This is a genomic window from Candidatus Brevundimonas phytovorans (assembly GCA_029203145.1).
GTDB classification, from domain to species: Bacteria; Pseudomonadota; Alphaproteobacteria; order Caulobacterales; family Caulobacteraceae; genus Brevundimonas; species Brevundimonas phytovorans.
Map to the genome: position 1 here is coordinate 2789127 of CP119309.1, position 24759 is coordinate 2813885.

Annotated in this window: 22 protein-coding genes; 16 read left to right on the plus strand and 6 right to left on the minus strand. The window is 69.9% G+C overall.

From position 1 onward, the window contains the following. Positions 1 to 126: 126 nt before the first annotated feature. The gene (trxA, locus tag P0Y52_13715) at positions 127 to 459 is read left to right on the plus strand and encodes a thioredoxin TrxA (GenBank protein ID WEK57581.1); all 333 of its coding nucleotides are present in this window, start codon (positions 127 to 129) and stop codon (positions 457 to 459) included. Between the two features lie 87 nt (positions 460 to 546). Here the strand turns inward: trxA and P0Y52_13720 are convergent, their stop codons facing one another. Together P0Y52_13720 and recQ are read right to left on the minus strand one after the other, a co-directional pair. Continuing rightward, the gene (locus tag P0Y52_13720; protein WEK57582.1) at positions 547 to 2055 is read right to left on the minus strand and encodes a S41 family peptidase; all 1509 of its coding nucleotides are present in this window, start codon (positions 2053 to 2055) and stop codon (positions 547 to 549) included. An 87-nt stretch (positions 2056 to 2142) separates the two neighbouring features. Beyond that, a complete protein-coding gene (gene recQ / locus P0Y52_13725; protein ID WEK57583.1) occupies positions 2143 to 4017 on the minus strand; it encodes a DNA helicase RecQ in 1875 nt (624 codons plus the stop codon). Between the two features lie 240 nt (positions 4018 to 4257). On the opposite strand from recQ, the gene P0Y52_13730 reads away from it, so the two are divergent. The 8 genes from P0Y52_13730 (at position 4258) to P0Y52_13765 (ending at position 11544) form a co-directional block, all read left to right on the plus strand. After that, positions 4258 to 5157, plus strand: a complete 900-nt coding sequence (locus tag P0Y52_13730; GenBank protein ID WEK57584.1) for a class I SAM-dependent methyltransferase — start codon at positions 4258 to 4260, stop codon at positions 5155 to 5157. Between the two features lie 68 nt (positions 5158 to 5225). Further along, entirely contained in the window at positions 5226 to 5915 is a 690-nt protein-coding gene (locus P0Y52_13735) for a pseudouridine synthase (protein WEK57585.1), read from the plus strand. 232 nt (positions 5916 to 6147) lie between these two features. Next, the gene (locus P0Y52_13740; protein WEK57586.1) at positions 6148 to 6786 is read left to right on the plus strand and encodes a phosphoribosylanthranilate isomerase; all 639 of its coding nucleotides are present in this window, start codon (positions 6148 to 6150) and stop codon (positions 6784 to 6786) included. Between the two features lie 32 nt (positions 6787 to 6818). After that, on the plus strand, positions 6819 to 8033 hold the full coding sequence (gene trpB / locus P0Y52_13745; protein ID WEK57587.1) for a tryptophan synthase subunit beta: 1215 nt from the start codon (positions 6819 to 6821) through the stop codon (positions 8031 to 8033). A gap of 2 nt (positions 8034 to 8035) precedes the next feature. Continuing rightward, positions 8036 to 8521, plus strand: a complete 486-nt coding sequence (locus P0Y52_13750; GenBank protein ID WEK57588.1) for a hypothetical protein — start codon at positions 8036 to 8038, stop codon at positions 8519 to 8521. After that, entirely contained in the window at positions 8518 to 9360 is an 843-nt protein-coding gene (trpA, locus tag P0Y52_13755; protein WEK57589.1) for a tryptophan synthase subunit alpha, read from the plus strand. Before P0Y52_13750 ends, trpA begins: the two co-directional genes overlap by 4 nt. Positions 9361 to 9370: 10 nt before the next feature. Beyond that, positions 9371 to 10261: an acetyl-CoA carboxylase carboxyltransferase subunit beta gene (locus P0Y52_13760; protein WEK57590.1), complete on the plus strand. Its 891-nt coding sequence runs from the start codon at positions 9371 to 9373 to the stop codon at positions 10259 to 10261. An 8-nt stretch (positions 10262 to 10269) separates the two neighbouring features. Continuing rightward, on the plus strand, positions 10270 to 11544 hold the full coding sequence (locus P0Y52_13765; GenBank protein WEK57591.1) for a bifunctional folylpolyglutamate synthase/dihydrofolate synthase: 1275 nt from the start codon (positions 10270 to 10272) through the stop codon (positions 11542 to 11544). A gap of 7 nt (positions 11545 to 11551) precedes the next feature. Here P0Y52_13765 and P0Y52_13770 read toward each other — a convergent pair whose 3' ends face one another. The 3 genes from P0Y52_13770 to P0Y52_13780 all read right to left on the minus strand — a co-directional run bounded on the left by P0Y52_13770 (position 11552) and on the right by P0Y52_13780 (position 14711). Continuing rightward, positions 11552 to 11983 carry a nuclear transport factor 2 family protein gene (locus P0Y52_13770; protein WEK57592.1) on the minus strand — a complete coding sequence of 144 codons (432 nt, stop codon included), beginning with the start codon at positions 11981 to 11983 and terminating at the stop codon, positions 11552 to 11554. Positions 11984 to 11997: 14 nt separating this feature from the next. Further along, positions 11998 to 14010 (minus strand): NADPH-dependent 2,4-dienoyl-CoA reductase, encoded by a 2013-nt coding sequence (locus tag P0Y52_13775; protein ID WEK57593.1) that lies wholly within the window; start codon positions 14008 to 14010, stop codon positions 11998 to 12000. A gap of 80 nt (positions 14011 to 14090) precedes the next feature. Then, complete coding sequence (locus P0Y52_13780; GenBank protein ID WEK57594.1) at positions 14091 to 14711, minus strand: TetR/AcrR family transcriptional regulator; 621 nt, start codon at positions 14709 to 14711, stop codon at positions 14091 to 14093. Between the two features lie 83 nt (positions 14712 to 14794). Between P0Y52_13780 and P0Y52_13785 the strand changes: the two genes are divergently transcribed. The 7 genes from P0Y52_13785 (at position 14795) to P0Y52_13815 (ending at position 23793) form a co-directional block, all read left to right on the plus strand. Continuing rightward, the gene (locus P0Y52_13785) at positions 14795 to 15565 is read left to right on the plus strand and encodes a Coq4 family protein (protein ID WEK59503.1); all 771 of its coding nucleotides are present in this window, start codon (positions 14795 to 14797) and stop codon (positions 15563 to 15565) included. After that, positions 15562 to 15993, plus strand: a complete 432-nt coding sequence (locus P0Y52_13790) for a DUF2147 domain-containing protein (protein ID WEK57595.1) — start codon at positions 15562 to 15564, stop codon at positions 15991 to 15993. Before P0Y52_13785 ends, P0Y52_13790 begins: the two co-directional genes overlap by 4 nt. A 70-nt stretch (positions 15994 to 16063) precedes the next feature. Further along, entirely contained in the window at positions 16064 to 18559 is a 2496-nt protein-coding gene (locus P0Y52_13795; GenBank protein ID WEK57596.1) for an acyl-CoA dehydrogenase, read from the plus strand. Beyond that, on the plus strand, positions 18559 to 19887 hold the full coding sequence (locus tag P0Y52_13800) for a 3-oxoacyl-ACP reductase (protein ID WEK57597.1): 1329 nt from the start codon (positions 18559 to 18561) through the stop codon (positions 19885 to 19887). Before P0Y52_13795 ends, P0Y52_13800 begins: the two co-directional genes overlap by 1 nt. Further along, complete coding sequence (locus P0Y52_13805) at positions 19884 to 20765, plus strand: MaoC/PaaZ C-terminal domain-containing protein (GenBank protein WEK57598.1); 882 nt, start codon at positions 19884 to 19886, stop codon at positions 20763 to 20765. The genes P0Y52_13800 and P0Y52_13805 overlap by 4 nt, the downstream gene beginning before the upstream one ends. Continuing rightward, a complete protein-coding gene (locus tag P0Y52_13810) occupies positions 20759 to 22045 on the plus strand; it encodes an acetyl-CoA C-acetyltransferase (GenBank protein ID WEK57599.1) in 1287 nt (428 codons plus the stop codon). The genes P0Y52_13805 and P0Y52_13810 overlap by 7 nt, the downstream gene beginning before the upstream one ends. After that, positions 22042 to 23793 carry an AMP-binding protein gene (locus P0Y52_13815; protein WEK57600.1) on the plus strand — a complete coding sequence of 584 codons (1752 nt, stop codon included), beginning with the start codon at positions 22042 to 22044 and terminating at the stop codon, positions 23791 to 23793. The genes P0Y52_13810 and P0Y52_13815 overlap by 4 nt, the downstream gene beginning before the upstream one ends. Here the strand turns inward: P0Y52_13815 and P0Y52_13820 are convergent. Further along, positions 23790 to 24746: an alpha/beta hydrolase gene (locus P0Y52_13820; protein WEK57601.1), complete on the minus strand. Its 957-nt coding sequence runs from the start codon at positions 24744 to 24746 to the stop codon at positions 23790 to 23792. The genes P0Y52_13815 and P0Y52_13820 overlap by 4 nt on opposite strands. Positions 24747 to 24759: the final 13 nt, after the last annotated feature.

Here is a 24759-nt window from a genome sequence, read left to right on the forward strand (position 1 = left end):
ACATCTGCGACTGATATCAACGCGCTCAAGCAGCGAGGTCCCGCGGACCGAGCGTTAGCGCACTAAAATATGCGCTCAAGCAGCGAGGCCTCGCGGGCCGAGCGTAGCGCTCTTAAGGAGACCACTATGGCGACTGTCAAAGTCACCGACGAAAGCTTCGACGCCGACGTCCTGAAGTCCTCGACCCCCGTCCTGGTAGACTTCTGGGCCGAGTGGTGCGGCCCCTGCAAGCAGATCGGCCCGGCCCTGGAACAGATCGCCGACGAACTGTCGGGCAAGGTGACGATCGCCAAGATCAACATCGACGACAGCCCCATGACCCCCTCCAAGATGGGCGTCAAAGGCATCCCGACCCTGATGCTGTTCAAGGACGGCCAACTGGCCTCGATGAAGGTCGGCGCCATGCCCAAGGGCAAGATCGTCGAATGGCTGGCCGAAGCCGGCGTCAAGGCCGACTGATCCCCTCGACCTTGCGAACGGACCGGGCGGCGCATCCTGCGGGTGCGCCGCCTTTTCCTTGCCCCTTGCGCCAGCTTCGGGGCGAGCTCAGCCGGGTTGCAGCCGCCGGATCGCGGCCAGCAGGGCCGCGTCGTCGGTCATGTCGCCGTCGATGATGTAGGACGGCTTCTGCGGCTCGTTGTTGCCGCGCGCGCGTCCGCGATAGACCTTCATCGGCACGGCGATCTGGGCCAGACCGCTGGGCAGGTCGGCTTCACGGATCTCCATGTAGACGGTGTCGGCCGAGGTCTCGCGTCCGACCTGGAGCGCGCCCGCCGTCTTCCACAGATCGACGGCGTCCAGACAGGCCGAGCCGCAACGGGCGTCGGTCAGGACATAGACCCGGCCCGCCATCAGCTGCGGCGCGGCCGGCGGCGGGGCGGCGTCCTCGGCTTGCGGCTCGTTGGCGCTGCGCCAATAGACCTCGCCGGCGGCCTGGGCCGCCTTCATGCCGTTCACCGCGCTCTCGGCCCACTCGATATATTCGGGCGAGCCGTTCGAAGCGCGAAGTTGCTCCAGGAAGCCGGCGATCTGGGCGATATTGCCGTCCGAAGCGCGCCACTCCACCGCCTCGATCGCCGGTTCGGGATGGGCGATCATCCAGTCGTCGCCCCACAGGACCTGGGCCATCAACTGGCTCCAGTGCGAGGAGCCGCCGCCGTTGCCGCGCAGGTCCAGCACCACATAGGGGGCCAGGCGCAGGGCGTCCTGCTTGGCCTTCATGTCGGCGATCAGGGCGGTCAGTTCGGCGTGGGTTTCGCTGGAGGGATCGCCGTTGAACGAGGGCGTCGAGATCCAGAAGCCGCCGTCGTCGAAATGCTTCAGGCCGAAGTCGGGCCAGGCGCTCTGGGCCAGCCGGGTGCGGCGGGCGCTCAGATCGTCGGGCGTGGCGCGCCAGTTCAGGGCGTAGGTCCGGGTCGCGCCGTCGCTTTCGAACCGGCACTGGCTCATTTCGCGGATCCAGGGGTTCTGGGCGCTGAGGAACTGCCAGTCGCCGTAGAGGACGCGCTGGGCCTCGAGGAACCAGCGGCCCCGGAACTGGCCGATGCGCTCTTCGGCCAGTTTGTCGGCGGCCACGCCGTCACAGTCGATCAGCCGGGCGCCCAGCGGCGGGGTCGCCGCGTCGGCGGCGTCGCGGTCGGCCACCACCTGATCGGCGCCGCGATAGAGGGTCAGGAAGCCGGGCCAGCGGGTGGCGAAGCCGTAGTTGGGCTGGGTGACGCTGATGCCGACGTGACCGTCCTCGAAGGAGGCGACATAGGCCCGCAGCGCCCACCACCAGCCGCCGGCGTCGGTGGTCGTCTTCGCCCGTTCCAGCGCCACGGTCAGGCCCTCGTCCAGCCGGGGCTTGAAGGCCGGGTTGAGGCGGTCGTGCACGCCGGGATGGCTGTCGATCATGATGTCGTGCAGGCCGGTCGCGTCCTGCGTCAGGGTCGCGGACCAGTCGCGCGGCAGGTCCATGGGCTTGGGCGCCTCGGCCGGGGCGTCCTGAGGCTGGGCCTGCGCCGCGCCCGCTATCGCCAGACAGGCCGCGCCCGTCGCCAGAAACCGCTTCATGTCCAACGCCCTCTCCCCTTTTTTCGGCGGAAAAGGTGACAGGGCGATAGGGCGCTTTCCAGTTAAGCTTTGGTCATGGAACGCGGCTCAGTCCGTCCCGCGCAGGGCCTCCAGCACACCCTTGCCGTAGCGTTCCAGCTTGCCGGCGCCGACGCCGGAGATGCGGCCGAGCGCGTCGAGGTTGCGCGGCTCGCTGAGGGCGATCTCGACCAGGGTCTTGTCCTGGAAGATGACATAGGGCGGGACGTGCTGTTCGGCGGCGCGATCGCGGCGCCAGGCGCGCAGGACCTCGAAACGGGCGCGGACGTCCGTGTCCAGCGCCTCGGCGGCCAGGTTGCGGCCCGCGTTGCGGCGCGGGCGTTCGGCCTCGACCACGCGAACGGGCGCCTTGCGCACCTGGATCGGGCGCTCGCCGCGGTAGACGGCGCGGACGGCCTCGGGATCGCCCAACTGGATGATGGGCTTGCCCTCGTTCGGGTCCTCCACCAGCAGGCCCTCGAACAGCAGGTGGTCGATGACGTCGCGCCAGGCGGTCAGGGACAGGTCGGCGCCGATGCCCCAGGTGGACAGGTTCGACTCCCACGATTGGACGTCCTTGGTCTTGCCCAGCAGGTGGTCGACGACGCGGGTCCGACCAAAGCGTTCGCCCAGACGCTGCACCGCCGCCAGAGCCTTTTGCGCCGGCACGATAGCGTCGAACGTGGCGGGCGGGTCGCCGCAGATGTCGCAGACGCCGCACGGTTGCGCGTCGGTCTCGCCGAAGTAGCGGCGCACGGCCTGAGGGCGGCAGACGGCGCCGTCCAGCATGGCGAACAGCTGGCGCACCTTGCGGGTCTGAACCTGCTTGACCTCCTCGGCCATCGGCCGGCCTTCGAGGCGGCGCAGGGACCAGGCGATGTCGGAGGGGCCATAGAGGGTGATGCCCTCGGCGGGTTCGCCGTCGCGTCCGGCGCGGCCGATTTCCTGCCAGTAGGCTTCCAGCGAACCGGGCGGATCGGCGTGGATGACGAAGCGGACGTCGGGCTTGTCCACCCCCATGCCGAAGGCGATGGTGGCGACCATGACCGCGCCGTCCTCGGCCAGGAAGCGCTCCAGCCGCTTGTCGCGGTCCTTGGCGTCGAAGCCGGCGTGATAGGCGATGGCGTTGGTCCCGGCGTCGCGCAGGGTCTGGGCCACGCGCTCGCAGCCGTCGCGGCTGCCGCAATAGACCACGCCCGACTTGCCGCGCCGCTCGCGCACCAGCTCGACCACGGCGGCGTCGGTGCGGGCGCGGCTGCCGTTGATCTTGCGCTCGGCGGACAGTTGCAGGTTGGGGCGGGCGAAGCTGTCGACGAAGACGCGGGCCTCGCCCAGACGCAGCGAGGCGAGGATGTCTTCGCGGGTGCGGGCGTCGGCGGTGGCGGTGACGGCGATGCGCGGGACGCCGGGGAAGATCTCGGCCAGACGACCCAGCGAGCGATAGTCGGGGCGGAAGTCGTGGCCCCACTGAGAGACGCAGTGGGCCTCGTCGATGGCGATCAGGCTGAGGTCGATCTCGGACAGGCGTTCCAGCATGGAGCCGGCGGCCAGACCTTCGGGCGAGACATAGAGCAGGTCCAGTTCGCCGGAGCGGGCGGCGCGCCAGATGGCGGAACGCTCCTCCATCGGCACGCCGGAATCGAGGCGGGCGGCGGCCACGCCCTGCTGCTTCAGGGCCTCGACCTGATCGGTCATCAGGGCGATCAGCGGCGACACCACCAGACCGACGCCGCGGCGCAGGATGGCCGGGATTTGATAGCAGACGCTCTTGCCGCCGCCGGTCGGCAGCACGGCCATGACGTCGCGCCCGGCCAGAACCTCGGCCACGACCTGGGACTGCAGCCCGCGAAAATCGGCATGGCCCCAGACCCGCCCCAGAACCTCGCGCGCGGCGCTCAGGTCAAGCGGAGCGGGGGAGGCGGAACGGCGGGGGTCAGCGAGCATCGGCGGGTTGTGCCTGATCTGTTCCGGGGTGTCATCTTCTCTCTACCCTTCTCCCCTTGCGGGAGAAGGTGGGCGCCGAAGGCGCTCGGATGAGGGGTGGCGGCGACGGCGTGATCCGCGTAGAGCGCGGCGCAAGACAGGCTGCGGAAATCGCGGCGAAACCCCTCATCCGTCTTGCTCCGCAAGCCACCTTCTCCCGCAAGGGGAGAAGGGAAGAAGAAATGTCGCTATAGGCTCTCCATGACCACGATCCTTTATGGCCGCCCGCCGGCGGTGTTCGACGTTCCGACCGGCGCGGTGCAGACCTCGCCCCTGATCCCCGGCGCGACGGCGCTGGAAGACCTCGCCCCCGGTTCGGTGGACGAGGCGATGATCTATGCCCCGCCCGGCGTGGTGGAGCGGCGCTACACCCTGGCCATGGCGCTGCGGGCGCTGAAGGTCGGCGGACGCCTCGACGTCATGGCGCACAAGAGCAAGGGCGGCTCGCGTCTGGGCAAGGAGCTGAAGGACTTCGGTCTGGAGGTCGGCGAGACGGCCAAGGCCCACCATCGCCGCTGCATCGTCACGCGGCCTGAAGTCATCGAGGGCCTGGATGCGGCCATTGCGGCGGGCGAGCTGCGACAGGTCGAGGGGCTGGAGGCCTGGTCGCAGCCGGGCGTCTTCGCCTGGGACCGGGTCGATCCGGGCACGGCCCTGCTGGCTGGCGTCATGCCGCCGCTGAAGGGCGCGGGCGCCGATCTGGGCTGCGGCTTCGGGGCCCTGTCGCTGGTGGCGCTGCGCTCGCCGGCGGTGACAAGCCTTCGTCTGATCGACATCGACCGGCGGGCCATCGCGGCGGCCAGGAAGAATGTCGAGGACCCGCGCGTCAGCTTCGAGTGGGCCGACGTGCGCACCCTGCCGACCGAGGGCGAGCTGAACTTCATCGTCAGCAATCCGCCCTTCCACGACGGCGGGACCGAGGATCGCCGTCTGGGCCAGAACTTCATCCGTCAGGCAGCGGCCCTGCTGAAGACCGGCGGCGTGCTGTGGCTGGTGGCCAACCGGCACCTGCCCTATGAGGCCGAGCTGAACGCGGCCTTCAAGCGGGTCAAACCGCTGCTCGACAAGGGCGGCTACAAGATCTTCGAGGCGGTGAAGTGAACACGTCCTCAAGTAGCCCGAAGGGCGGTAGGACCCCAACAAGTAGAGTCGATAAGCTTCTGGGGTCGATGGGCTATGGCTCGCGGGCCGAGATGGCGCGGATGGGCAAGGCGGGCGGCATCGTTCTGGACGGCGCCGATCTGACCGATGTGTCCAAACGCATCCCGGTGACGCCCGACCTGCCGACGCGGATGGAGATCGACGGCGAGCCTCTGGACCCGGTGGCCGGTCTGGTCATGCTGCTGAACAAGCCGCTGGGCATGACCTGTTCGCGCAAGGAAGACGGGTCGCTGGTCTATGACATCCTGCCGGACCGGTGGAAGCGTCGCGACCCGGCCATCTCGACCATCGGGCGGCTGGACAAGCAGACCACGGGCCTGCTGCTGCTGACCGACGACGGCGACCTGCTGCACCGGGTGATCAGCCCCAAACGCCATGTGGCCAAGGTCTATCGCGCGACCCTGGCGCGGCCTCTGACCGGCAGCGAAGGCGGGCTGTTCGCCTCGGGCGAGCTGGTGCTGGAGGGCGAGGACAAGCCGCTGTCGCCCGCCATCCTCGAGGTGGTGTCGCCGACCGAGGCCCTGCTGACGGTGACGGAGGGCCGCTATCATCAGGTGCGCCGGATGTTCGCCGCCGCGGGCAACCACGTCGAGGCCCTGCACCGCGAGCGGCTGGGCGGGCTGGTGCTGCCGGACGATCTGGGGGCTGGGGAATGGCGGCTGCTGAGCCCGGAAGAGGTGGAGCTGATCTTCGCCTGAAGCCCTTCCTTTCGTCATCCTCCGGCGAGCGGAGCGAGACCGGGGGACCCAGCGGCGCCGCAGGCGATCTTTGCTGCAAGTGGGCGCGAGGCTCTTTGGCTGCGACGCGCCGCCCTTCGGGCGCCGCTGGGTCCCCCGGTCAGCGCCGCTGCGCGGCTTGCCGGAGGATGACGAAAGGAAAGCGGAAGGGAAGGTTCTTGACCTCTTCGCCTCCCTCGCGCACCTCCCCTTTATGACCCTGGCCAAGATTTGCGGACTGACGACGCCCGAAACGCTGGACGCGGCGCTTGCCGGCGGCGCGGCCTTTGTCGGGGCCGTGGTGTTTGAAAAAAGCCCGCGCCATATCCCGCCCCTGCACGCCGCCACCCTGTTCGACCGGGCGAGGAAGCGGGCGAAGATCGTGGCCGTGCTGGTCGATCCCGACGACGCCCTGCTGACCGAGGTGGGGCTGATCCTGCGGCCCGATCTGATCCAGCTGCACGGCCATGAGACGCCCGAGCGCGCCGCCGAGGTGCGGCGGCTGACGGGGGCGGGGATCATCAAGGCCCTGCCGATCCGAGGTCAGGCCGACTTCGCCTCCGTGCCCGACTGGGCCGATGTGGCTGACCATCTGCTGTTCGACGCCAAACCCCCCGAGGGTTCAAACCTGCCCGGCGGGGTCGGGGCCTCGTTCGATTGGTCGTTGATGCAGAACCGCGCCCTGCCGGCAAACTGGTTCCTCGCAGGCGGCCTCGACCCGCAAAATATCACCGAGGCCGTGCGCATTTCGGGGGCGCCCTTGGTCGATGTCTCCTCTGGCGTCGAAAGCGCGCCGGGTGTTAAGGACGCGGACCTGATCCACGCCTTCCTCAAGGCCGTATCCCGGTCCTGATTTCGTCGCCTTCTCGCGAAAGACTGCCGCTCGTGAACGCAATTCTCCCGAACTCCTACGCCTGGCCTGACGCCGAGGGCCGCTTTGGTCCCTATGGCGGCCGCTTCGTGCCCGAAACCCTGATGCCGCTCATCCATGAGCTTCAGGCGGCCTATGAGGCGGCCCAGGCTGACCCCAGCTTCCAGGCGGAGCTGGACGATTTCCTGACCCACTATGTCGGTCGCGAAAGCCCGCTCTATTTCGCCGAGCGGCTGACCGATCATTTCGGCGGGGCGAAGATCTGGCTGAAGCGCGAGGACCTGAACCACACGGGCGCGCACAAGATCAACAACTGCATGGGCCAGATCCTGCTGGCGCGGCGCATGGGCAAGACCCGGATCATCGCCGAAACCGGCGCCGGTCAGCACGGCGTGGCCTCGGCCACCGTCTGCGCCCGCTTCGGCCTGCCCTGCACCGTCTATATGGGCGCGGTCGACGTCGAACGGCAGCAGCCCAACGTCTTCCGCATGAAGCTGATGGGGGCCGAGGTCGCGGCCGTCACCGCCGGGGCGGCGACGCTGAAGGACGCCATGAACGAGGCGATGCGTGACTGGGTCACCAACGTCGAGGACACCTATTACATCATCGGCACGGCGGCGGGCCCGGCCCCCTATCCGGCCATGGTGCGCGACTTCCAGTCGGTGATCGGCCGCGAGATCAAGCGCCAGTCGCTGGACCGGATCGGGCGCCTGCCCGACGCCGTGGTGGCCTGCATCGGCGGCGGCTCCAACGCCATCGGCGCCTTCCACCCCTTCGTCGACGACGCCGAGGTGCGCCTGATCGGCGTCGAGGCGGCGGGCCATGGTCTGGACACCCCCGAACACGCCGCCAGCCTGAAGGGCGGCCGCCCCGGCGTGCTGCACGGCAACCGCACCTATCTGTTGCAGGACGCCGACGGTCAGATTCTCGAGGGCCACTCCATTTCGGCCGGCCTCGACTATCCGGGCATCGGGCCGGAGCACGCCTGGCTGAACGACCTGGGGCGCGGCGAATATCTGTCGGCCACCGACGACGAGGCGCTGGAGGCCTTCCAGATGCTGTCCAAGCTGGAAGGCATCATTCCGGCGCTGGAGCCTTCCCACGCCCTCGCCCGCATCGGCGAGATCGCGCTGGACGTGGGCAAGGGCGGCGATGTCGTCCTGGTTCTGTCGGGTCGAGGCGACAAGGACATTTTCACCGTGGCCAAACACCTGGGCGTGGAGCTTTGAGCATGAACAGCCTTCTGATCGCGGCCCTGGCCGTGCTGGCGTCGCCGACGCTGACCATGGCCAAGACCCAGGCCGCGCCCGCTCCGGCTCAGGCCGCAGCGCCCGCAGCGCCCATGGTCGGCCCTGGCGTCGCCGCGACCGGCGTGCCGGTCCTGCCCCCGGCCGTGGCCGCGCCCGACTGCGGCGGCCTGGTGCGCAGCCCGGCCTTCTGCGTCACGGCGCAACTGGATCAGGTCGGCGCCCTGGCCGAGGCCTATCTGGCCCAGTTCCAGACCCAGGGCTGGCTGCCCGCCGACGGCGACGACAACCGCGTCATCCTGGTCAAGCGCCGCGAGGCCGGCGGCTGCGACGGCATGCAGATGATCGCCTTCTACGACGAGTCCAAGCCGGCTGAGGCGACCGCCCCCGGCTACCTCGGCTTCGCCACCATCCCCGGCGATGTCTGCACCGGTCAGCCGGCGCCCGCCGCAGGAGCGACGCCTCAGTGACCACTGCACGTATCGACGCCCGTTTCGCCGCCCTGAAGGCCGAGGGCCGGGCCGGCTTTATTCCCTATGTCATGACCGGCGATCCCAGCCGCGACGAGGCGCTGGAGATCCTGCGCGGCCTGCCCGCCGCCGGCGCTGACCTGATCGAACTGGGTCTGGCGTTTTCGGACCCGATGGCCGAGGGACCGCCGATCCAGCGGGCGGCCCTGCGCGGGCTGGCGGCGGGGATGACCCTGCGCGGCACGCTCGATCTGGTGGCCGATTTCCGCAAGGGCGACGACGCCACCCCGGTCATCCTGATGGGCTATCTGAACCCGGTCGAGTCTTACGGCTACGAGGCTTTTGCCGCTGACGCGGCGGCGGCGGGCGTGGACGGCCTGATCGTGGTCGACTGCCCGCCGGAAGAGGCCGGGCCTCTGGCGGCGGCGCTGGATGCGCAAGCCGTGTCGCTGATCCGTCTGGCCACGCCGACTTCGGACGACGAGCGGCTGAAGGTCATCGCGCGCGGCACCTCGGGGTTCGTCTATTACGTCTCGGTCGCGGGCGTGACCGGGGTCAAGGAAGCCGTGGCCGCCGACGTCGCCCCCGCCGTCGAGCGCGTGCGCAAGGCCGCGAACCTGCCGGTCGCCGTCGGCTTCGGCGTCAAGACGCCCGAGCGCGCCGCCGAGATCGCCCGTGTGGCCGATGCGGTGGTGGCCGGGTCGGTCTTCGTCGATGAGGTCGCCGCCGCGCTCGCAGCGAACGAACCGGCCGTGCCCCGCGTTCTGGCCCGGGTGAAGGCCCTGGCTGATGCGGTTCGCACCGCCAGAACTAGTGCTTCCGTGACGGAAACCGTTTAAAGGCGCGCTCATGGTCGACAAGAATCCTGAGAACAAGCCGCGCGGCGGCTGGCTGTCCCGCTTCGCTCCCGGCGTGCGCAAGATCGTCAGCCGGCGCGACACGCCCGACAACCTGTGGGTCAAGGACCCGGACAGCGGCGAGATGCTGTTCCGCTCGGACCTGGAGGCGGCCCTGTGGGTCACGCCGTCGGGCCGCCATATGCGGATCAATGCGCCGACGCGCCTGAAGGCCACCTTCGACGACGGCAAGTTCGAGGCGATCGACACGCCGGACGTGCCCGAAGATCCGTTGAAGTTCTCGGACGGCAAGCCCTATCGCGAGCGCCTGTCGGCGGCGCGCAAGGTGGCGGGCCGCAAGGACACCATGGCCATCGGCTATGGCCAGATCGACGGCGTGGCCGCGGTCGTCATCGTGCAGGACTTCACCTTCATGGGCGGGTCGCTGGGCATGGCGGCGGGCGAGGCCTTCATCGCCGCCGCGCGTGAAGCCGTGAAACGCGGCGTGCCCTTCGTCTGCTTCACCGCCGCCGGCGGCGCGCGGATGCAGGAGGGCGCCCTCAGCCTGATGCAGATGGCCCGCACCACCCTGGCGGTGCAGGAAGTGAAGGCGGCGCAGCTGCCCTATATCGTCGTCCTGACCGACCCGACCACGGGGGGCGTGACCGCCTCCTACGCCATGCTGGGCGACGTGCATCTGGCCGAGCCGGGCGCCCTGATCGGCTTCGCCGGTCCGCGCGTGATCGAGACCACCATCCGCGAGAAACTGCCGCCGGGCTTCCAGCGCGCCGAGTATCTGCAGGGCAAGGGCATGGTCGACAAGGTCGTGGCGCGCGGCGACCTGCCGACGACGCTGGGCCAGATCATGTCCATGCTGATGGGCGGCAAGCGCAAGGCGGCGTAAGCGCCTTCATGGATCCCATCTCGCAGCGCCTTCTGGCCCGTCATCCGCAGCGCATCGACCTGTCGCTGGACCGGATGCGGGCCCTGTGCGCGGCGCTGGGTGATCCGCAGGACAGGCTGCCGCCGGTGGTTCATGTCGCTGGCACCAACGGCAAGGGCTCGACCGTTTCCCTGATCCGGGCCATCGCCGAGGCGGCGGGTCTGCGCGTCCACGCCTACACCTCGCCGCATCTGGTGCGCTTCAACGAGCGCATCCGGCTGGCCGGGACCCTGATCAGCGATGATCAGCTGAACGAAGTGCTGGACCGGATTGAAGCGGTGTCAGGCGAGGCCACCGTGTTCGAGAGCACGACCGCCGCCGCCTTCGTGGCCATGAGCGAGACGCCTGCCGACCTGGCGATCATCGAGGTGGGCCTCGGCGGCTCGCTGGACGCCACCAACGTCATCGACCGGCCCCTGCTCAGCGTCATCACCCCGGTCGATCTGGATCACGCCGAGTTCCTGGGCGACAGGATCGAGGGCGTGGCCCGCGAGAAGACGGGCATCCTCAAGTCCGGGGCGCGCGGCGTCATCGCCCGTCAGTCCGAGGCCGTCATGGCCGTGATCGGACGCCGCGCCGCCGAGGTCCACTCGCCCCTGACCGTCATGGGGGTGGACTTCGACGCCTGGGCCGAGCGCGGCGGACTGGTCTATCAGGATCAGGAACGCTTCCTCGACCTGCCGGCCCCGGCGCTCAGCGGTCCGCACCAGTTCGACAATGCCGGCGTGGCGGTGGCCGCCGCCCTGGAGCTGGACCTGCCCGAGGCCGCCATCGCGGCGGGCTTGAAAGCCGTGCGCTGGCCGGCGCGGATGCAGCGTCTGACCGCCGGCCCCTATGCCGAAAAAGCGCAAGCCGCCGACGCCGAGCTGTGGCTGGACGGCGGGCACAACCCCCACGCCGGACGGGCCATGGCCAGGACGCTGAGCGAGCGTCAGGCGCGGGCGCCGCGTCCCCTGGCCCTGATCGTGGCCATGCTGGCCAACAAGGATGCAGGCGGCTTCTTCGAGGCGCTGAAAGGCGTCGACGCCCAGGTCTTCACCGTCGGCTTCGACGGCGCAGCGGCCGACCCGGCGGCCCTGGCGGCGGTGGCGCAGGGACGCGGCTTCGGCGCCATGCCGACGGCCTCGGTGGACGAAGCGATCGACCGGGCGCTGGCGCTGGGGGCCGGACGCATTGTCATCTGCGGCTCGCTCTATCTGGCCGGCGAGGTGCTGGGCGCCAGCCCCGAGACCTGGCCGACCTAGCCCTTATCTAGCCCTGGGCCTTGAAGGCGGGCAGGAGGGCGCCGAGGCGTTGGCCCATTTCCTCGGCCATGGCCTGAACCCCGCTCAGGGGGCGCATCATGACCTCGAAATCGACGATCTGGCCGTCTTCATCGAAGCGGATGAAGTCGATGCCCTTGACGCTCTTGTCTCCGACCTTGGCGCTGAATTCCAGCACCACGCTGAGGCCGTCGGCGGTGGCGGCTTCGCGGTGATAGGCGAAGTCGGAGAAGACGCCGGCCGCGGTGCTGACGGCCAGAACCACCGCCTCGGCGCTGTGATAGGCCTTGTGGGCCACCGGCGAGCGGAAGACGGCCTCGGGATGGGTGATGGCGCGCAAGGCCCCCAGGTCCTGGGCGGCGACCATCTGATGCCACTTGTCCAGCGAAGCGGCGGCGGCGGGATGCAGGGTCGGCGTCATGAGCTTTTCCTTCCTCAGAGAGCGGCGGCGAGGCGCACGCCCTGGTCGATGGCGCGTTTGGCGTCCAGTTCGGCGGCCACGTCGGCCCCGCCGATCAGGTGGACCGAGCAACCGCGCGCGATCAGATCGTCCTGCAGCTCGCGCAGGGGCTCCTGCCCGGCGCAGATGACGACGTGATCGACGGGCAGGGTCCTGTCCGTTCCGTCGATGGTGACGTGCAGGCCCGCGTCGTCGATGCGGCGATAGGCGACGCCGCTGGCGGTGACGACGCCGTGCATCTTCAGCGCGGCGCGGTGAATCCAGCCCGTCGTCCGGCCCAGACGCTCGCCGACCTTGCCGGTCGAGCGTTGCATCAGGAAGACCTGACGCTCCGCCGGTTCGACCTGAGGCGCGGTGCGGCCCCCGGCGGTCTTGTAATCGGGATCGACGCCCCAGGCGCGGAAGAAGCGGTCGATCGACGGCGGCTCATGGCGCTCGACCAGGTATTCGCTGACGTCATGGCCGATGCCGCCGGCGCCGATGACGGCCACGGTCTTGCCGACGGGAACCTCGTCGCGCAGGACATCGAGGTAGGTCAGGGTCTTGGCGTGGTCGACGCCGTCGATCTCGGGCGTGCGCGGGCTGACGCCGGTGGCCAGGACGATCTCGTCGAAGCCCTCGTCGGCCAGGGTTTCAGCCTCGGCGCGGGTGTTGAGACGGACCTTGACCCCTGTCAGGTCCAACTGCTTGCGGAAGTAGCGCAGGGTCTCGCCGAACTCCTCCTTGCCGGGGATCTTCCGAGCGATGTTGAACTGGCCGCCGACTTCGCTCGCGGCCTCGATCAGGGTGACGTCGTGGCCGCGTTCGGCCGCGGTGACGGCGAAGCTGAGCCCTGCGGGACCGGCGCCGACGACGGCGATCTTCCGCGGCTTTTCGGCCGGGGCGATGACCAGTTCGGTCTCGTGGCAGGCGCGGGGATTGACCAGGCAGGAGGTGATCTTGCCCGCGAAGGTATGGTCCAGGCAGGCCTGGTTGCAGCCGATGCAGGTGTTGATCTCGTCGGCGCGGTTCTCGCGGGCCTTCTGCACGAAGGCGGCGTCGGCCAGCAGGGGGCGAGCCATCGACACCATGTCGCAATAGCCGTCGGCCAGAAGGCGCTCGGCCACTTCCGGGGTGTTGATGCGGTTGGTGGCGACCAGGGGGATGGAGACCTCGCCCTTCAGGCGTTTGGTCACCCAGGCGAAGGCCGCGCGCGGGACGCTGGTGGCGATGGTGGGGATGCGCGCCTCGTGCCAGCCGATGCCGGTGTTGAGGATGGTGGCGCCCGCCGCCTCGATGGCCTTGGCCAGTTGCACCACCTCTTCCGCCGTCGAGCCGCCCTCGACCAGGTCCAGCATCGACAGGCGGTAGATGATGATGAAGTTGGGGCCGACGCGCTCGCGGGTGCGGCGCACGATTTCGAGCGGCAGGCGGATGCGGTTCTCATACGAGCCGCCCCATTCGTCGTCGCGCTGGTTGGTGCGGGCGGCGATGAACTCGTTGATCAGATAGCCCTCGGACCCCATGATCTCGACGCCGTCATAGCCGGCGGACTGGGCCAGGGCGGCGCAGTTGACGAAGTCGGCGATGGTCTGCTCGACCTCCTCTCCGGTCAGGGCGTGGGGGGCGAAGGGGGTGATCGGGGCCTGGATGGCCGAGGGCGCCACCAGGTCGGGGTGATAGGCGTAGCGGCCGAAATGCAGGATCTGCAGGGCGATCTTGCCGCCCTCGGCGTGGACGGCATCGGTGATCTGCCGGTGGTGGCCGGCCTCTTCCTCGGTGGTCAGCTTGGCGCCCCAGGGCATGGGGCGGCCGCGTTCGTTGGGCGAGATGCCGCCGGTGACGATCAGGCCCACCTCGCCCCGCGCCCGCTCGGCGTAGAAGGCGGCCATGCGCGCAAAGCCGTTCTCGACCTCTTCCAGCCCCACATGCATCGAGCCCATCAGCACCCGGTTTTTCAGCGTGGTGAAGCCGAGGTCGAGCGGCTTGAGCAGTTCAGGATAGGACATGGGCGCGACCCGTTATGCAATCAGTTGCATAACTAGTATCCGGGCCCTGTCATTATGCAATGGCCGGCGTCGGGCCCGGATCAGGCCTCGGCGGTCGGCTTCTTGATGAAGCGCGGCAAGAGGCTGGCCACCACCCGGCGTCCCGCGTCGTCGGGCTGGTCCAGCATGGCGCGCAAGGGCGGGCCGATCAGGGCCTCGCCAAAGGCGCTCAGGGCGATGAACAGCACCGCCGATCCGATGCGTTCGCGCGCCTCGTCCGTCTCGCCCAGCTTTTCGATGATGGCCTTGACCAGGTTGTTCACCGCGTCACGCACCGGCTCCAGATGGCTGAGGTCGCCGGACATGGCGATCCAGGCGGCCAGCCGTCCAGCCCCGCCCTCGGCGAAGGCGTCGAAGACCGCGTTGATCAACTCCATCGGCGCGCCATCGTCGGTGCGCAGCCGCGTCACGGCGGCGTCCAGCGCCTGGTTCAGGTCATCGACCATCGACCCCATCAGGGCGGACTGCAGGCCGGCGGCCGAGCCGAAGTGGTGGATCAGATTGGCGTGGGTCACGCCAATGTCCGCCGCCACTGCCGACAGGGTTACGGCCGTGGGACCGCCCGACAGCAACAGGGCGCGGGCCGAGACGACAGCCTCACGCCGCGCCTCATCGGGCGAGCGACGGCGACGACGGGGTTTTTCAACGGCGGCAATTGACATATCTGTAAATGACATTCATGTAGATAGTTACCCGTTCTAGGCTTCCGCAAAGGAACCCGCAAGTGCAAGCTGCAACCCCCCTTCTGTCTTTTGACGCCGCTTTCGACGCGGCGCGTCGGCCGTCGCAACTGACGGCTTCACGCGTACAACCCGTCCGTGCGCTGCGCGCCCTGCGCCGTCTGGTGGCGGACAAGGACGACACCGAACAGGTGTTTGAAATCATGAACGCCCTGGCGGGGCGATCACCCGACTGGGGCTACAGCCGCCTGTTGCAGACGCCGGAGGGCGGCTTGCAGGCCTATCGCCGACAGGAGCTGGCGGACCGGCTTCAGGATCGCGCCTGGCTGGACCAGTTCGCCGACGGCACCGTGGGCGCCGCCTATCGCGGCTTCATCGACGCCCAGGACTTCTCCGCCTACGGCCTGGCCGATGAGAGCCGCAAGATCGCCGACAGCGAGATCGAGGCCGCCCATCCCCGCGCCTGGTTCGCGCGCAGGGTCCGCGACGTCCATGACATCTGGCACGTCCTGACGGGCTATGAAGCGGATGCTTTGGGCGAGGCCTGTCTGGTGGCCTTCTCCCTGCCGCAGACCCGCAGTCCGGGCTTCGGCCTGATCGCCTCGGGCATCGCCGTCCAGTTCATGCGCGCCCGCACCGGCTATCCCTGCGCACGGGCCGTCTTCCAGGCCTGGCGCGACGGTCGCCGGGCCGCCTGGCTGCCCGGCGAGGACTATGAGCGCCTGTTCGCCGAGCCGCTGGACGTCGCCCGCCGTCGCCTGAAGATCCCGACGCCGACCCTTTATCAACGCGTGCCGCCCTCGGTCCGCAACGCCTATCAGGGCGGCAAGGGATGAGGCGCAGCCTGTGGGGTCTGGCCGTGGCTCTCGTCGCTGCGGTCGCTTCGCCGGTGATGGCGCAGGACGACGCCCTGCTGGGGCGCTGGCGCACGCCGGCCCAGAACGGGGTGGTGGCCATCGAGCGCTGCGGCGACGGCCTGTGCGCCCGCGTGGCGGACGCCGCCGCCCTGCGGGCTGACCCGGATCAGCGCGACGTGCGCAACCGCGATCCGGCCCTGCGAGGCCGCCCCGTCAAGGGGCTGACCGTGCTCCGCGCCGCCTCAGGCGGGCCGCAGGTCTGGAGGGCGGGGGCTCTCTACGACCCGGACAGCGGTCAGGGGGCGGCGACGGGGACGCTGACCCTGGTCGCGCCGGACCGGCTGGCGGTACGGGGCTGCATCGCCCCCTTGCTGTGCCGCACCCAGACCTGGACGCGGGCGCGCTGAGCGCCGGTCCGACACGCCACGACTGCAACGAAAGGCCGACCGGGGGACGCGTCGGCGGGGGATATTGACCATGCTGATCTGGATTGGGGCCTTGGCCCTGGGGGCCTTCCTCCTGACCGCCGTGCAGGCGCGGATGGCGGTGTGGAGCCTCACCGCCGCCCTGTGGATCGCGGCGGGCTGGGGGGCGGAGGTGATCGCGCCGACGACGGCGGCGATCCTGGCGGCGGTGGCCGCGCCCCTGCTCCTGCTGCTGACCGTTCGGCCTCTGCGTCGGGCCATCCTGTCGCGGGGGGCGATGGCGGGCTTCCGTCAGATCATGCCGAAGATGAGCCCGACCGAGCAGGCGGCGGTCGAGGCGGGCAATGTCTGGTGGGACGCTGAACTGTTTGCGGGCAAGCCTGACTGGAAGCGCTTGCTGGCCACCCCCGCCCCGCGCCTGACCCCCGAAGAACAGAGCTTCCTCGACCTGGAGGCCGAGGTCCTGTGCGACCTGGCCAACGACTGGGAGACCACCGCGGTCTGGCAGGACCTGTCGCCGGAAGCCTGGGCCTATGCCAGGGACAAGGGCTTCCTGGGCATGATCATTCCCAAGGCCTACGGCGGCCTGGGCTTTTCGGCCTATGGCCACAGTCAGGTGATCCAGAAGCTGTCGACGCGCTGCTCGGCGGCGGCGGTCTCGGTCATGGTGCCCAACTCGCTCGGCCCGGCGGAGCTGCTGCTGCACTACGGCACAGAAGACCAGAAGAACCACTACCTGCCGCGTCTGGCGCGCGGCGAGGACATCCCCTGCTTCGCCCTGACCAACCCCTATGCCGGGTCCGACGCCGCCTCGATCACCGACGTGGGCGTGGTCTGCAAGGGGATGTGGAACGGCGTCGAGACCCTGGGTTTCCGCATCAGCTGGCGCAAGCGCTACATCACCCTGGCCCCGGTCGCGACGGTGCTGGGTCTGGCCTTCCGCGTCGTCGATCCCGACGGTCTGCTAGGCGGCGACGCCGAGCCGGGCATCACCTGCGTCCTGATCCCGCGCGACCATCCGGGGGTGGAGATCGGGCGACGCCACTGGCCGCTGAACGCGGTCTTCCAGAACGGCCCGACCCGCGGCGACGACGTCTTTGTGCCGATGGAGATGGTCATCGGCGGGCGGCCCCAGGTCGGCAACGGCTGGCGGATGCTGATGGAGTGTCTGGCCGCCGGTCGGGCCATCTCCCTGCCCTCGTCCAATGTCGGCATGTCCAAGCTGGCGGTCGGCATGGTCGGGGCCTATGTCGCCATCCGTCGCCAGTTCAACCAGCCCATCGGCGCCTTCGAGGGCGTGCAGGAGGCTCTGGCCCGAATGGCGGGGCACCTCTACGCCTCGGACGCCGTGCGGCGTCTGGCGGCGGCGGCCCTGGATCAGGGCGAGAAGCCCTCGGTCGTCTCGGCCATCGCCAAATATCACGTCACCGAGCGCGCCCGCCTCATCATCAATGACGGCATGGACGTGGTCGGCGGCAAGGGCGTCTGCATGGGTCCCGGCAACTTCCTGGCCCGCGCCTATCAGCAGATTCCAGTCGCCATCACCGTCGAGGGCGCCAACATCATGACCCGCACCCTGATCATCTATGGTCAGGGCGCCATCCGCTGCCATCCCTATGTCCTGACCCTGATGCGGACGGCGGGGGCGGGCGATCTGAAGCCGTTCGACGCGGCACTGTTCGGCTATGTCGGCTTCCTGTTCCGAAACGTGGCGCGGGCCCTGACCTTCAGCCTGACGGGCGGGCGGCTGATCGCCGCGCCGGGCGAGGCGGCGCCGCAGCTGAGGCGCTATTACCGCTCGGCGACGCGGTTCTCGACTTTGCTGGCCCTGGCGTCGGACCTGTCGATGGCCACGGTCGGCGGGGCCTTGAAGCGCAAGGGCGCGATGACCGGGCGGATGGGCGACATCCTGTCCCAGCTCTTCATCCTGTCCAGCGTGCTGAAGCGGTTCGAGGACGAGGGCCGTCCGGTCGAGGACCTGCCCTTTGTTCACTGGGCGGCGCAGGACGCCCTGGCGCGGGCCGGGACGGCGTGGCGCGACCTGCTGGCCAACCATCCCAGTCGGGGCGCGGCCCTGTTCCTGAAACTGGTCGGCGCGCCCTTCGGTCTGAGGACGCCCCTGCCGACCGACGCCTGCGCCGCCGCCGTCGCCGGTCTGATCCAGACGCATGGAGCGGCGCGCGACCGCCTGACCGCCGGGTCCTGGTCGGCGCGGATCGAGGTCGATCCCATCGCCGCCACCATGGTCGCCTTCGACCTCTATCCGCAGGTCGAGGCCATCGAGCGCCGGCTGAAGGATGCCATTCGGGCGGGCCGCATCGCCCGCGCGCCTCAGAACCTGACCCTGCTGAACGCCTGGGCCGCCACGGCTGAACAGCTTGGGCTGATCGACGCCGACGAGCGCGCCCTCATCGCCCGCTTCGCCGCCTATGCCGATCAGGCGATCCAGGTGGACGACTTCCCCGCCGACTTCGACATCGCTGCGGGGCTGGAGCGACGTCAGGCGGCGCAAACCGCAGCCCGCAAGACGACCAGGAAGGCGGCCTGATGAGCGACCGGTATCTGGACTTCGCCAACTCGGGCGTCGGCGGCTGGCTGACGGGGGCGCTGGGGTTGCCGCGTCCGGCGCCGCTGCGCCGTCGCGCCGAGGCGGGGGCGGCGATCATCGGGCCTCTGCTGCTCGGCCCGGACGGCAAGGGGCGCATGGCGACGACGCTGGACCGGCTGGCGAAGGGGGCGGGTCAGACGCTCCATGTCGAATGGTCGCCGGACCTGCGCTACGGCGGGCTGGTGTTCGACGCCTCAAGCTGCGCCGACGCCGTCGCGGCCCAGAGCCTTTATCGCTTCTTCCATCAGGCTGTCCGTTCGGTGGCCGAGCATGGGCGCATCGTCGTGATCGGCGCCCCGCCGGAGACGATGGCCGACGCCGAGGGCGAGGCGATCCAACGGGGGCTGGAAGGTTTCGTCCGCTCTCTGGCCAAGGAGGCGCGGCGCAGCATCGCCGTCCACCTGCTCTATGTCGCGCCGGGGGCCGAAGACGCCGCCGACAGCAGCCTGGCCTTCCTGCTGTCGCCGCGCTCGGCCTATGTCTCGGGCCAGCCGATCCGCGTGGCCGTGCCCGTCGCGACCAGCGAGCCCGGCGCCGGTCATCGGGACCGGCGCGTTCTCGTGACCGGCGCTTCGCGCGGCATAGGCGAGGCTGTCGCCCGCCTGTTCGCCGCCGAGGGCGCCCAGGTGACGGCGCTGGACGTGGCGACCGCCGCCGAGGCCCTGTCCGCCCTGTCGGCGGAGCTGGGCGTCGCGCCCCTGACGCTGGACATTACGGCGCCCGACGCGGCGGAGACCCTGCTCGCCGACGCCCGGTCGCGCGGCGGCTACGACGTGGTGATCCACAACGCCGGCATCACCCGCGACCGGACCCTGGCCCGCATGACGCCGACGGAGTGGGACAGCGTGATGGCCGTCAACCTGTCGGCGCCCCTGGCCGTCACCCGCGCCCTGGTCGAGGGCGAGGGGATGCGCGCCAACGGCCGCATCATCGCCGTGTCCTCGCTGAGCGGCCTCGCCGGCAATATGGGTCAGAGCAACTACGCCCTGTCGAAAGCCGCCTGGATCGGCGCGGTCCGCCGGCTGGCGCCGCAACTGGCCTGGCGTGGACTCACGATCAACGCCGTGGCCCCAGGCTTCATCGAGACCCAGATGACCGCCGCCATTCCCTTCGCCATCCGCGAGGCCGGGCGGCGCATGAACAGCCTGGGTCAGGGCGGTCATCCGGTCGATGTGGCCGAGACCATCGCCTGGCTGGCCGAGCCCGCCTCCGGCGGCGTCAACGGCCAGGTGGTGCGCGTCTGCGGTCAGAGCCTGCTGGGCGCATGACGGCCGGGATCGAGCGGATCGACGCCCCTCTGTCGGGCGCGGCGGTGGTCGGCGGAGCCCTGCGCGGGATGCTGCGCGCCAAACCGGGCGAGCCCGTCCTGCCCCAGCGCGCCTTGCAGCGCGAGGCCGTTCTGGAGGCCGAGGCCGTCGGCGCCTACGCCCGCCTGTGCGGCTTTGCGGCGGAGCAGGGCGTGCCGATCACGGGGCCGCATATCCTGGCCTTTCCGCTGCAGATGCGGCTGATGCTGGGGGCGGACTTCCCCTATCCGGCGATGGGGCTTGTGCATCTGCACAACCGCATCCGCCAGCACGCGCGGCTGGACCTCGGCGACCGGCTGACGCTGACGGCGCGGCCGGGACGGTTTCTGAGCCACGACAAGGGGCAGGCCTTTACGCTGGAGACCACGGCGGTCCGCGACGGCGCGACGGTGTGGGAGGGGACCAGTCTCTACCTGCGGCTCGGCCGACCTGGCCACGGCGATCCGGCGCCGGCTTTGAGCGGCGTCGAGGCCGACCGGCTGATCCAGACCTGGACCCTTCCCGCCGATCTGGGCCGTCGCTATGCGCGGGTTTCGGGCGACGCTAATCCGATCCACACCTCGGCCCTGGGGGCGCGGCTGTTCGGCTTTCGCCGGGCCATCGCTCATGGCATGTGGACCAAGGCGCGGGCGGTCGCCGCCCTGTCGCCGTCCGCGCCGCTGGACGCCGCCGAGGTCGAGGTCGCTTTCCGCGCGCCGCTCTTCCTGCCGGGACAGGTCGGGCTATACGCGGGCCCTGCCGGCGACGTCCGTGATTTCGAGGTGCGCGACGCGACCGGCGCCCGCGCCCATCTGCGGGGTCGGCTGACCCTTTCGCCTGAGGATAGTCTTGCATGCTGACCGCTTCCGCCCCGCGCCGGGTCGCCATTCTCGGCGGCAATCGCATTCCCTTCGCGCGGTCGAACACCGCCTATGCCGAGGCCTCCAATCAGGAGATGCTGACGGCGGCGCTGCAAGGTCTGGCCGACCGCTACGACCTGCACGGCCTGCGGCTGGGCGAGGTGTCGGCGGGGGCGGTGCTGAAGCTGTCGCGCGACATCGCCCTGACGCGCGAGAGCCTGCTGGACACCACCATCGGCCACGACACCCCGACCTATGACGTGACCCAGGCCTGCGGCACCGGGCTGGAGGCGGCCATTCTGGTGGCCAACAAGATCGCCCTGGGTCAGATCGAGGTCGGGATCGCCGGCGGGGTGGACACCACCTCGGACGCGCCGATCGGGCTCAATGAAAGGTTCCGCAAGGCCCTGCTGGCGGCCAACCGCGAGAAGACCAATAGCGGGCGGATCAAGGCCCTGCTGGGGGCAGGGCTGACCGCCCCCTTCAAGCCCGAGCCGCCGCGCAACGCCGAGCCGCGCACCGGCCTGTCGATGGGCGAAAGCTGCGAGCAGATGGCCAAGCGCTGGGCCATCCCGCGCGAGGATCAGGACGCTTTAGCCGTCGCCAGCCACCGCAACGCCGCCGCCGCCTGGGAGGCCGGCCTGTTCGACGATCTGGTGACGCCCTTCCGGGGGCTGAAGCGCGACAACAACCTGAGGCCCGACATCGACCCGGCGAAACTGGCGACCATGAAGCCGGTGTTCGACCGCGCCAACGGCACGCTGACGGCGGCCAATTCGACGCCGCTGACCGACGGGGCCTCGACCGTGCTGCTGGCCAGCGAGGACTGGGCCAGGGCGCGCGGCCTGCCGGTTCTGGCCTACCTGCGCACCGGCGAGACGGCGGCGGTGGACTTTGTGAAGGGCGACGAGGGGTTGCTGATGGCCCCCGCCTACGCCGTGCCGCGGATGCTGGCCAAACTCGGTCTGACGCTTCAGGAATTCGACCTCTACGAAATCCACGAAGCCTTCGCCGCCCAGGTCCTGTGCACCCTGAAGGCGTGGCAGGACGAGGACTACGCCCGCACCCGTCTGGGGCTGGAGCGGGCGCCGGGGGCTATCGACATGAGCCGGCTGAACGTCAACGGCGGCTCGCTGGCGGCGGGGCATCCGTTCGCGGCGACCGGCGGGCGCATCCTGGCCAATCTGGCGACCATGATCGACCGGCGCGGCGGCGGGCGCGGTCTGATCTCCATCTGCGCGGCGGGCGGTCAGGGCGTGGTGGCGGTGGTGGAGAAATGAGCGATCTGGCCGTCGAAAACGCCGTCGCCTCCGCCGAGATGGACCGGCTGTGGGACGCGCGGTTCTGGACCGCCCATTACCGCGCCGGCGTCCCGGCCTGCATCGAGGACGAGCTGGCGCGCTGGACCTCGGTGCCGCAGATGTTCGAGGCGGACTCGCGCCGCTTCGCCGAGCGGCCCGGCTATGTCAGCCTCGGCACGGCCCTGACCTATGGTCAGGTGCTGACGGCGGCCAAGGCCTTTGGGGCCTGGCTGCAATCGGCGGGGATCCAGCCCGGCGACCGGGTGGCGCTGATGATGCCCAACAGCCTGCAGTATCCGACGGCCCTGTTCGGGGTGCTGTTCGCCGGCGCGGTGGTGGTCAACGTCAACCCGCTCTACACGCCGCGCGAACTGCATCACCAGCTGAAGGACAGCGGCGCGACGGCCATCGTGGTGATGGACATGTTCGCCCGCACGCTGGAGCAGGCGCAGCAAGGGACCCAGGTTCGCCACGTCGTCGTCACGGCGATGGGCGACATGATGCCGGGCCTGAAGGGCGTCGCCGTCAGCGCCATGATGCGCCATGTGCAGAAGCTGGTTCCGGCCTACCGCCTGCCGGGCGCGCATCGCTGGACCGCCATGATGCGGCGCGCCCGGCGGCTGACCTTGAAGCCGGTCGAGACGAAGCCGGAAGACGTGGCCTTCCTGCAATATACCGGGGGCACGTCGGGGGTGGCCAAGGGGGCCATGCTGACCCACCGCAACATCCTGGCCAATACCTTGCAGGGCCGCGCCTGGGTGCTGGATCAGATCGATCAGGGCGAGGTCGTCGGCAACGTCACCATGCTGCCGCTCTATCATATCTTCTCCCTGACGGCGAACCTGATGATGTTCACCGGGGCGGGGGGCAGGAACATCCTGATCGCCAATCCGCGCGATTCAAAACGGGTGGAATGGATCCTGAGGAAGGAACGCTTCGTCGGCATGACGGGGCTGAACACCCTGTTTTCCAGCCTGCTGAAGACCGAGGCCTTTCGCCATCGCGACTTCTCGGACCTGAAGCTGACCATCGCCGGGGGCATGGCGACGCAGAAGGTGGTGGCCGAGGAATGGGAGGCGGTGACGGGCGCGCCTCTGGTCGACGGCTACGGCCTGACGGAGACCTCGCCGGTGGTCTGTATCGGCCGGGTCGATCTGGCCAACCCCGAGACCATGGGCTTTGACGGCACCGTCGGCCTGCCTGTGCCCTCGACCGAGGTGCGGATGCGCCGCGAGGACGGCAACTGGGCCGGGATCGACGAGCCGGGCGAGCTGTGCGTGCGCGGGCCGCAGGTCATGCTGGGCTACTGGCAGAGGCCAGACGAGACGGCCAAGGCCATCTCGGCGGACGGCTGGCTGGCCACCGGCGACGTCGGCGTGATGCAGGCCAATGGCCGGGTGCGGCTGGTGGACCGGATCAAGGACATGATCCTGGTCTCGGGCTTCAACGTCTATCCGGGCGAGATCGAGGACGTGGTGGCGTCTCATCCTCTGGTCGAGGAGGTGGCGGCGGTCGGGGTGCCCGATCCGGTGCAGGGCGAGCGGATCAAGATCGTGGTCGTGCCGCGCTCGCCCGATCTGACGGCGGACATGCTGATCGCCCACTGCCGGGGGCAGCTGACCGCCTACAAGACGCCGCGTCTGGTCGAGTTCAGGGCCGAGCCCCTGCCCAAGACGCCGGTGGGCAAGGTGCTGCGGCGCGAGTTGCGAGATCCGGCGGCGCCCTAGCGCCCGGCGGCGCAGGGATAGGGGGCGGAACAGCTCAGGAAGCGCTCGACCGCCGCCTGGAAGCGGCGCGGCTGGTCGATCATGACCATGTGCTCGGCCCCTTCGATGCGCTCGAAGGCGGCGGGGGTGCGCAAGGAGCGGAAACCGGCGCGGAACAGGCCGTCGATCTGGCTGCGCGGGCTACGGTCGTCGGCGCTCCAGCCATAGACCACCGTGACAGGGGCCGTGATCGCCGGCAGGCGCGCCCGCAGGTCCACCGTCATCACCTCATACAGACCCTGGGCCAGGGTGCGACGGTCGCCGCCTTGCCAGCCTAGGGTGTTGAACAGGCTGTCGGCGGCGCCGCCCATATCGGCGCCCATGGCCCCGGCCTGGGTCTTGAAGGCCTCGTCGCCGAACAGCAGCAGCCCCTGATAGGCCAGACGCGCCAGGGGTTCGACATCCCCCGCCGTCGCGCCCGCGCTGATCAGCGAGGGGAAGAAGGGCGAGGCGTCCACCACCATGACCCGGCCCACGCGCGGCCCGGCGTCGGCGGCGACCCGCAGGGCGATCTGCCCCCCCATCGAATGGCCGATGACCGCAGGTCGCTCCAGCCCTTTTTCCGCGATGTAGCGCCGGATTTCCGCCGCCGCCGGTCCGCCGACCAGACCCTCGGCGTTGCCGCCTGGCGCCAGTTCGCCAAACCCGCGCACCGTGACCAGATGCAGGCGATAGCGCCCCTCCAGCGCCTCGGCGGTCCGCGCCCAGACGGCCGAAGTCGAGGCCAGGCCGGGGATCAGGATGACGTCAGGCCCCGCCCCCCGCGTCTCGACCAGGATGCGGTCCGAGGCGAAGGCCGCGGCGCGCGCGGCGACGGGCGCGCCGCTGACTCCGGCGCCGCTGGCCCCTCCCGCCCAGACCGCCGTCGCCGGAAGGCTGAGGACGGTCGCGAGGATCAACAGAAATCGTCTCATGATGCGAGCCTAG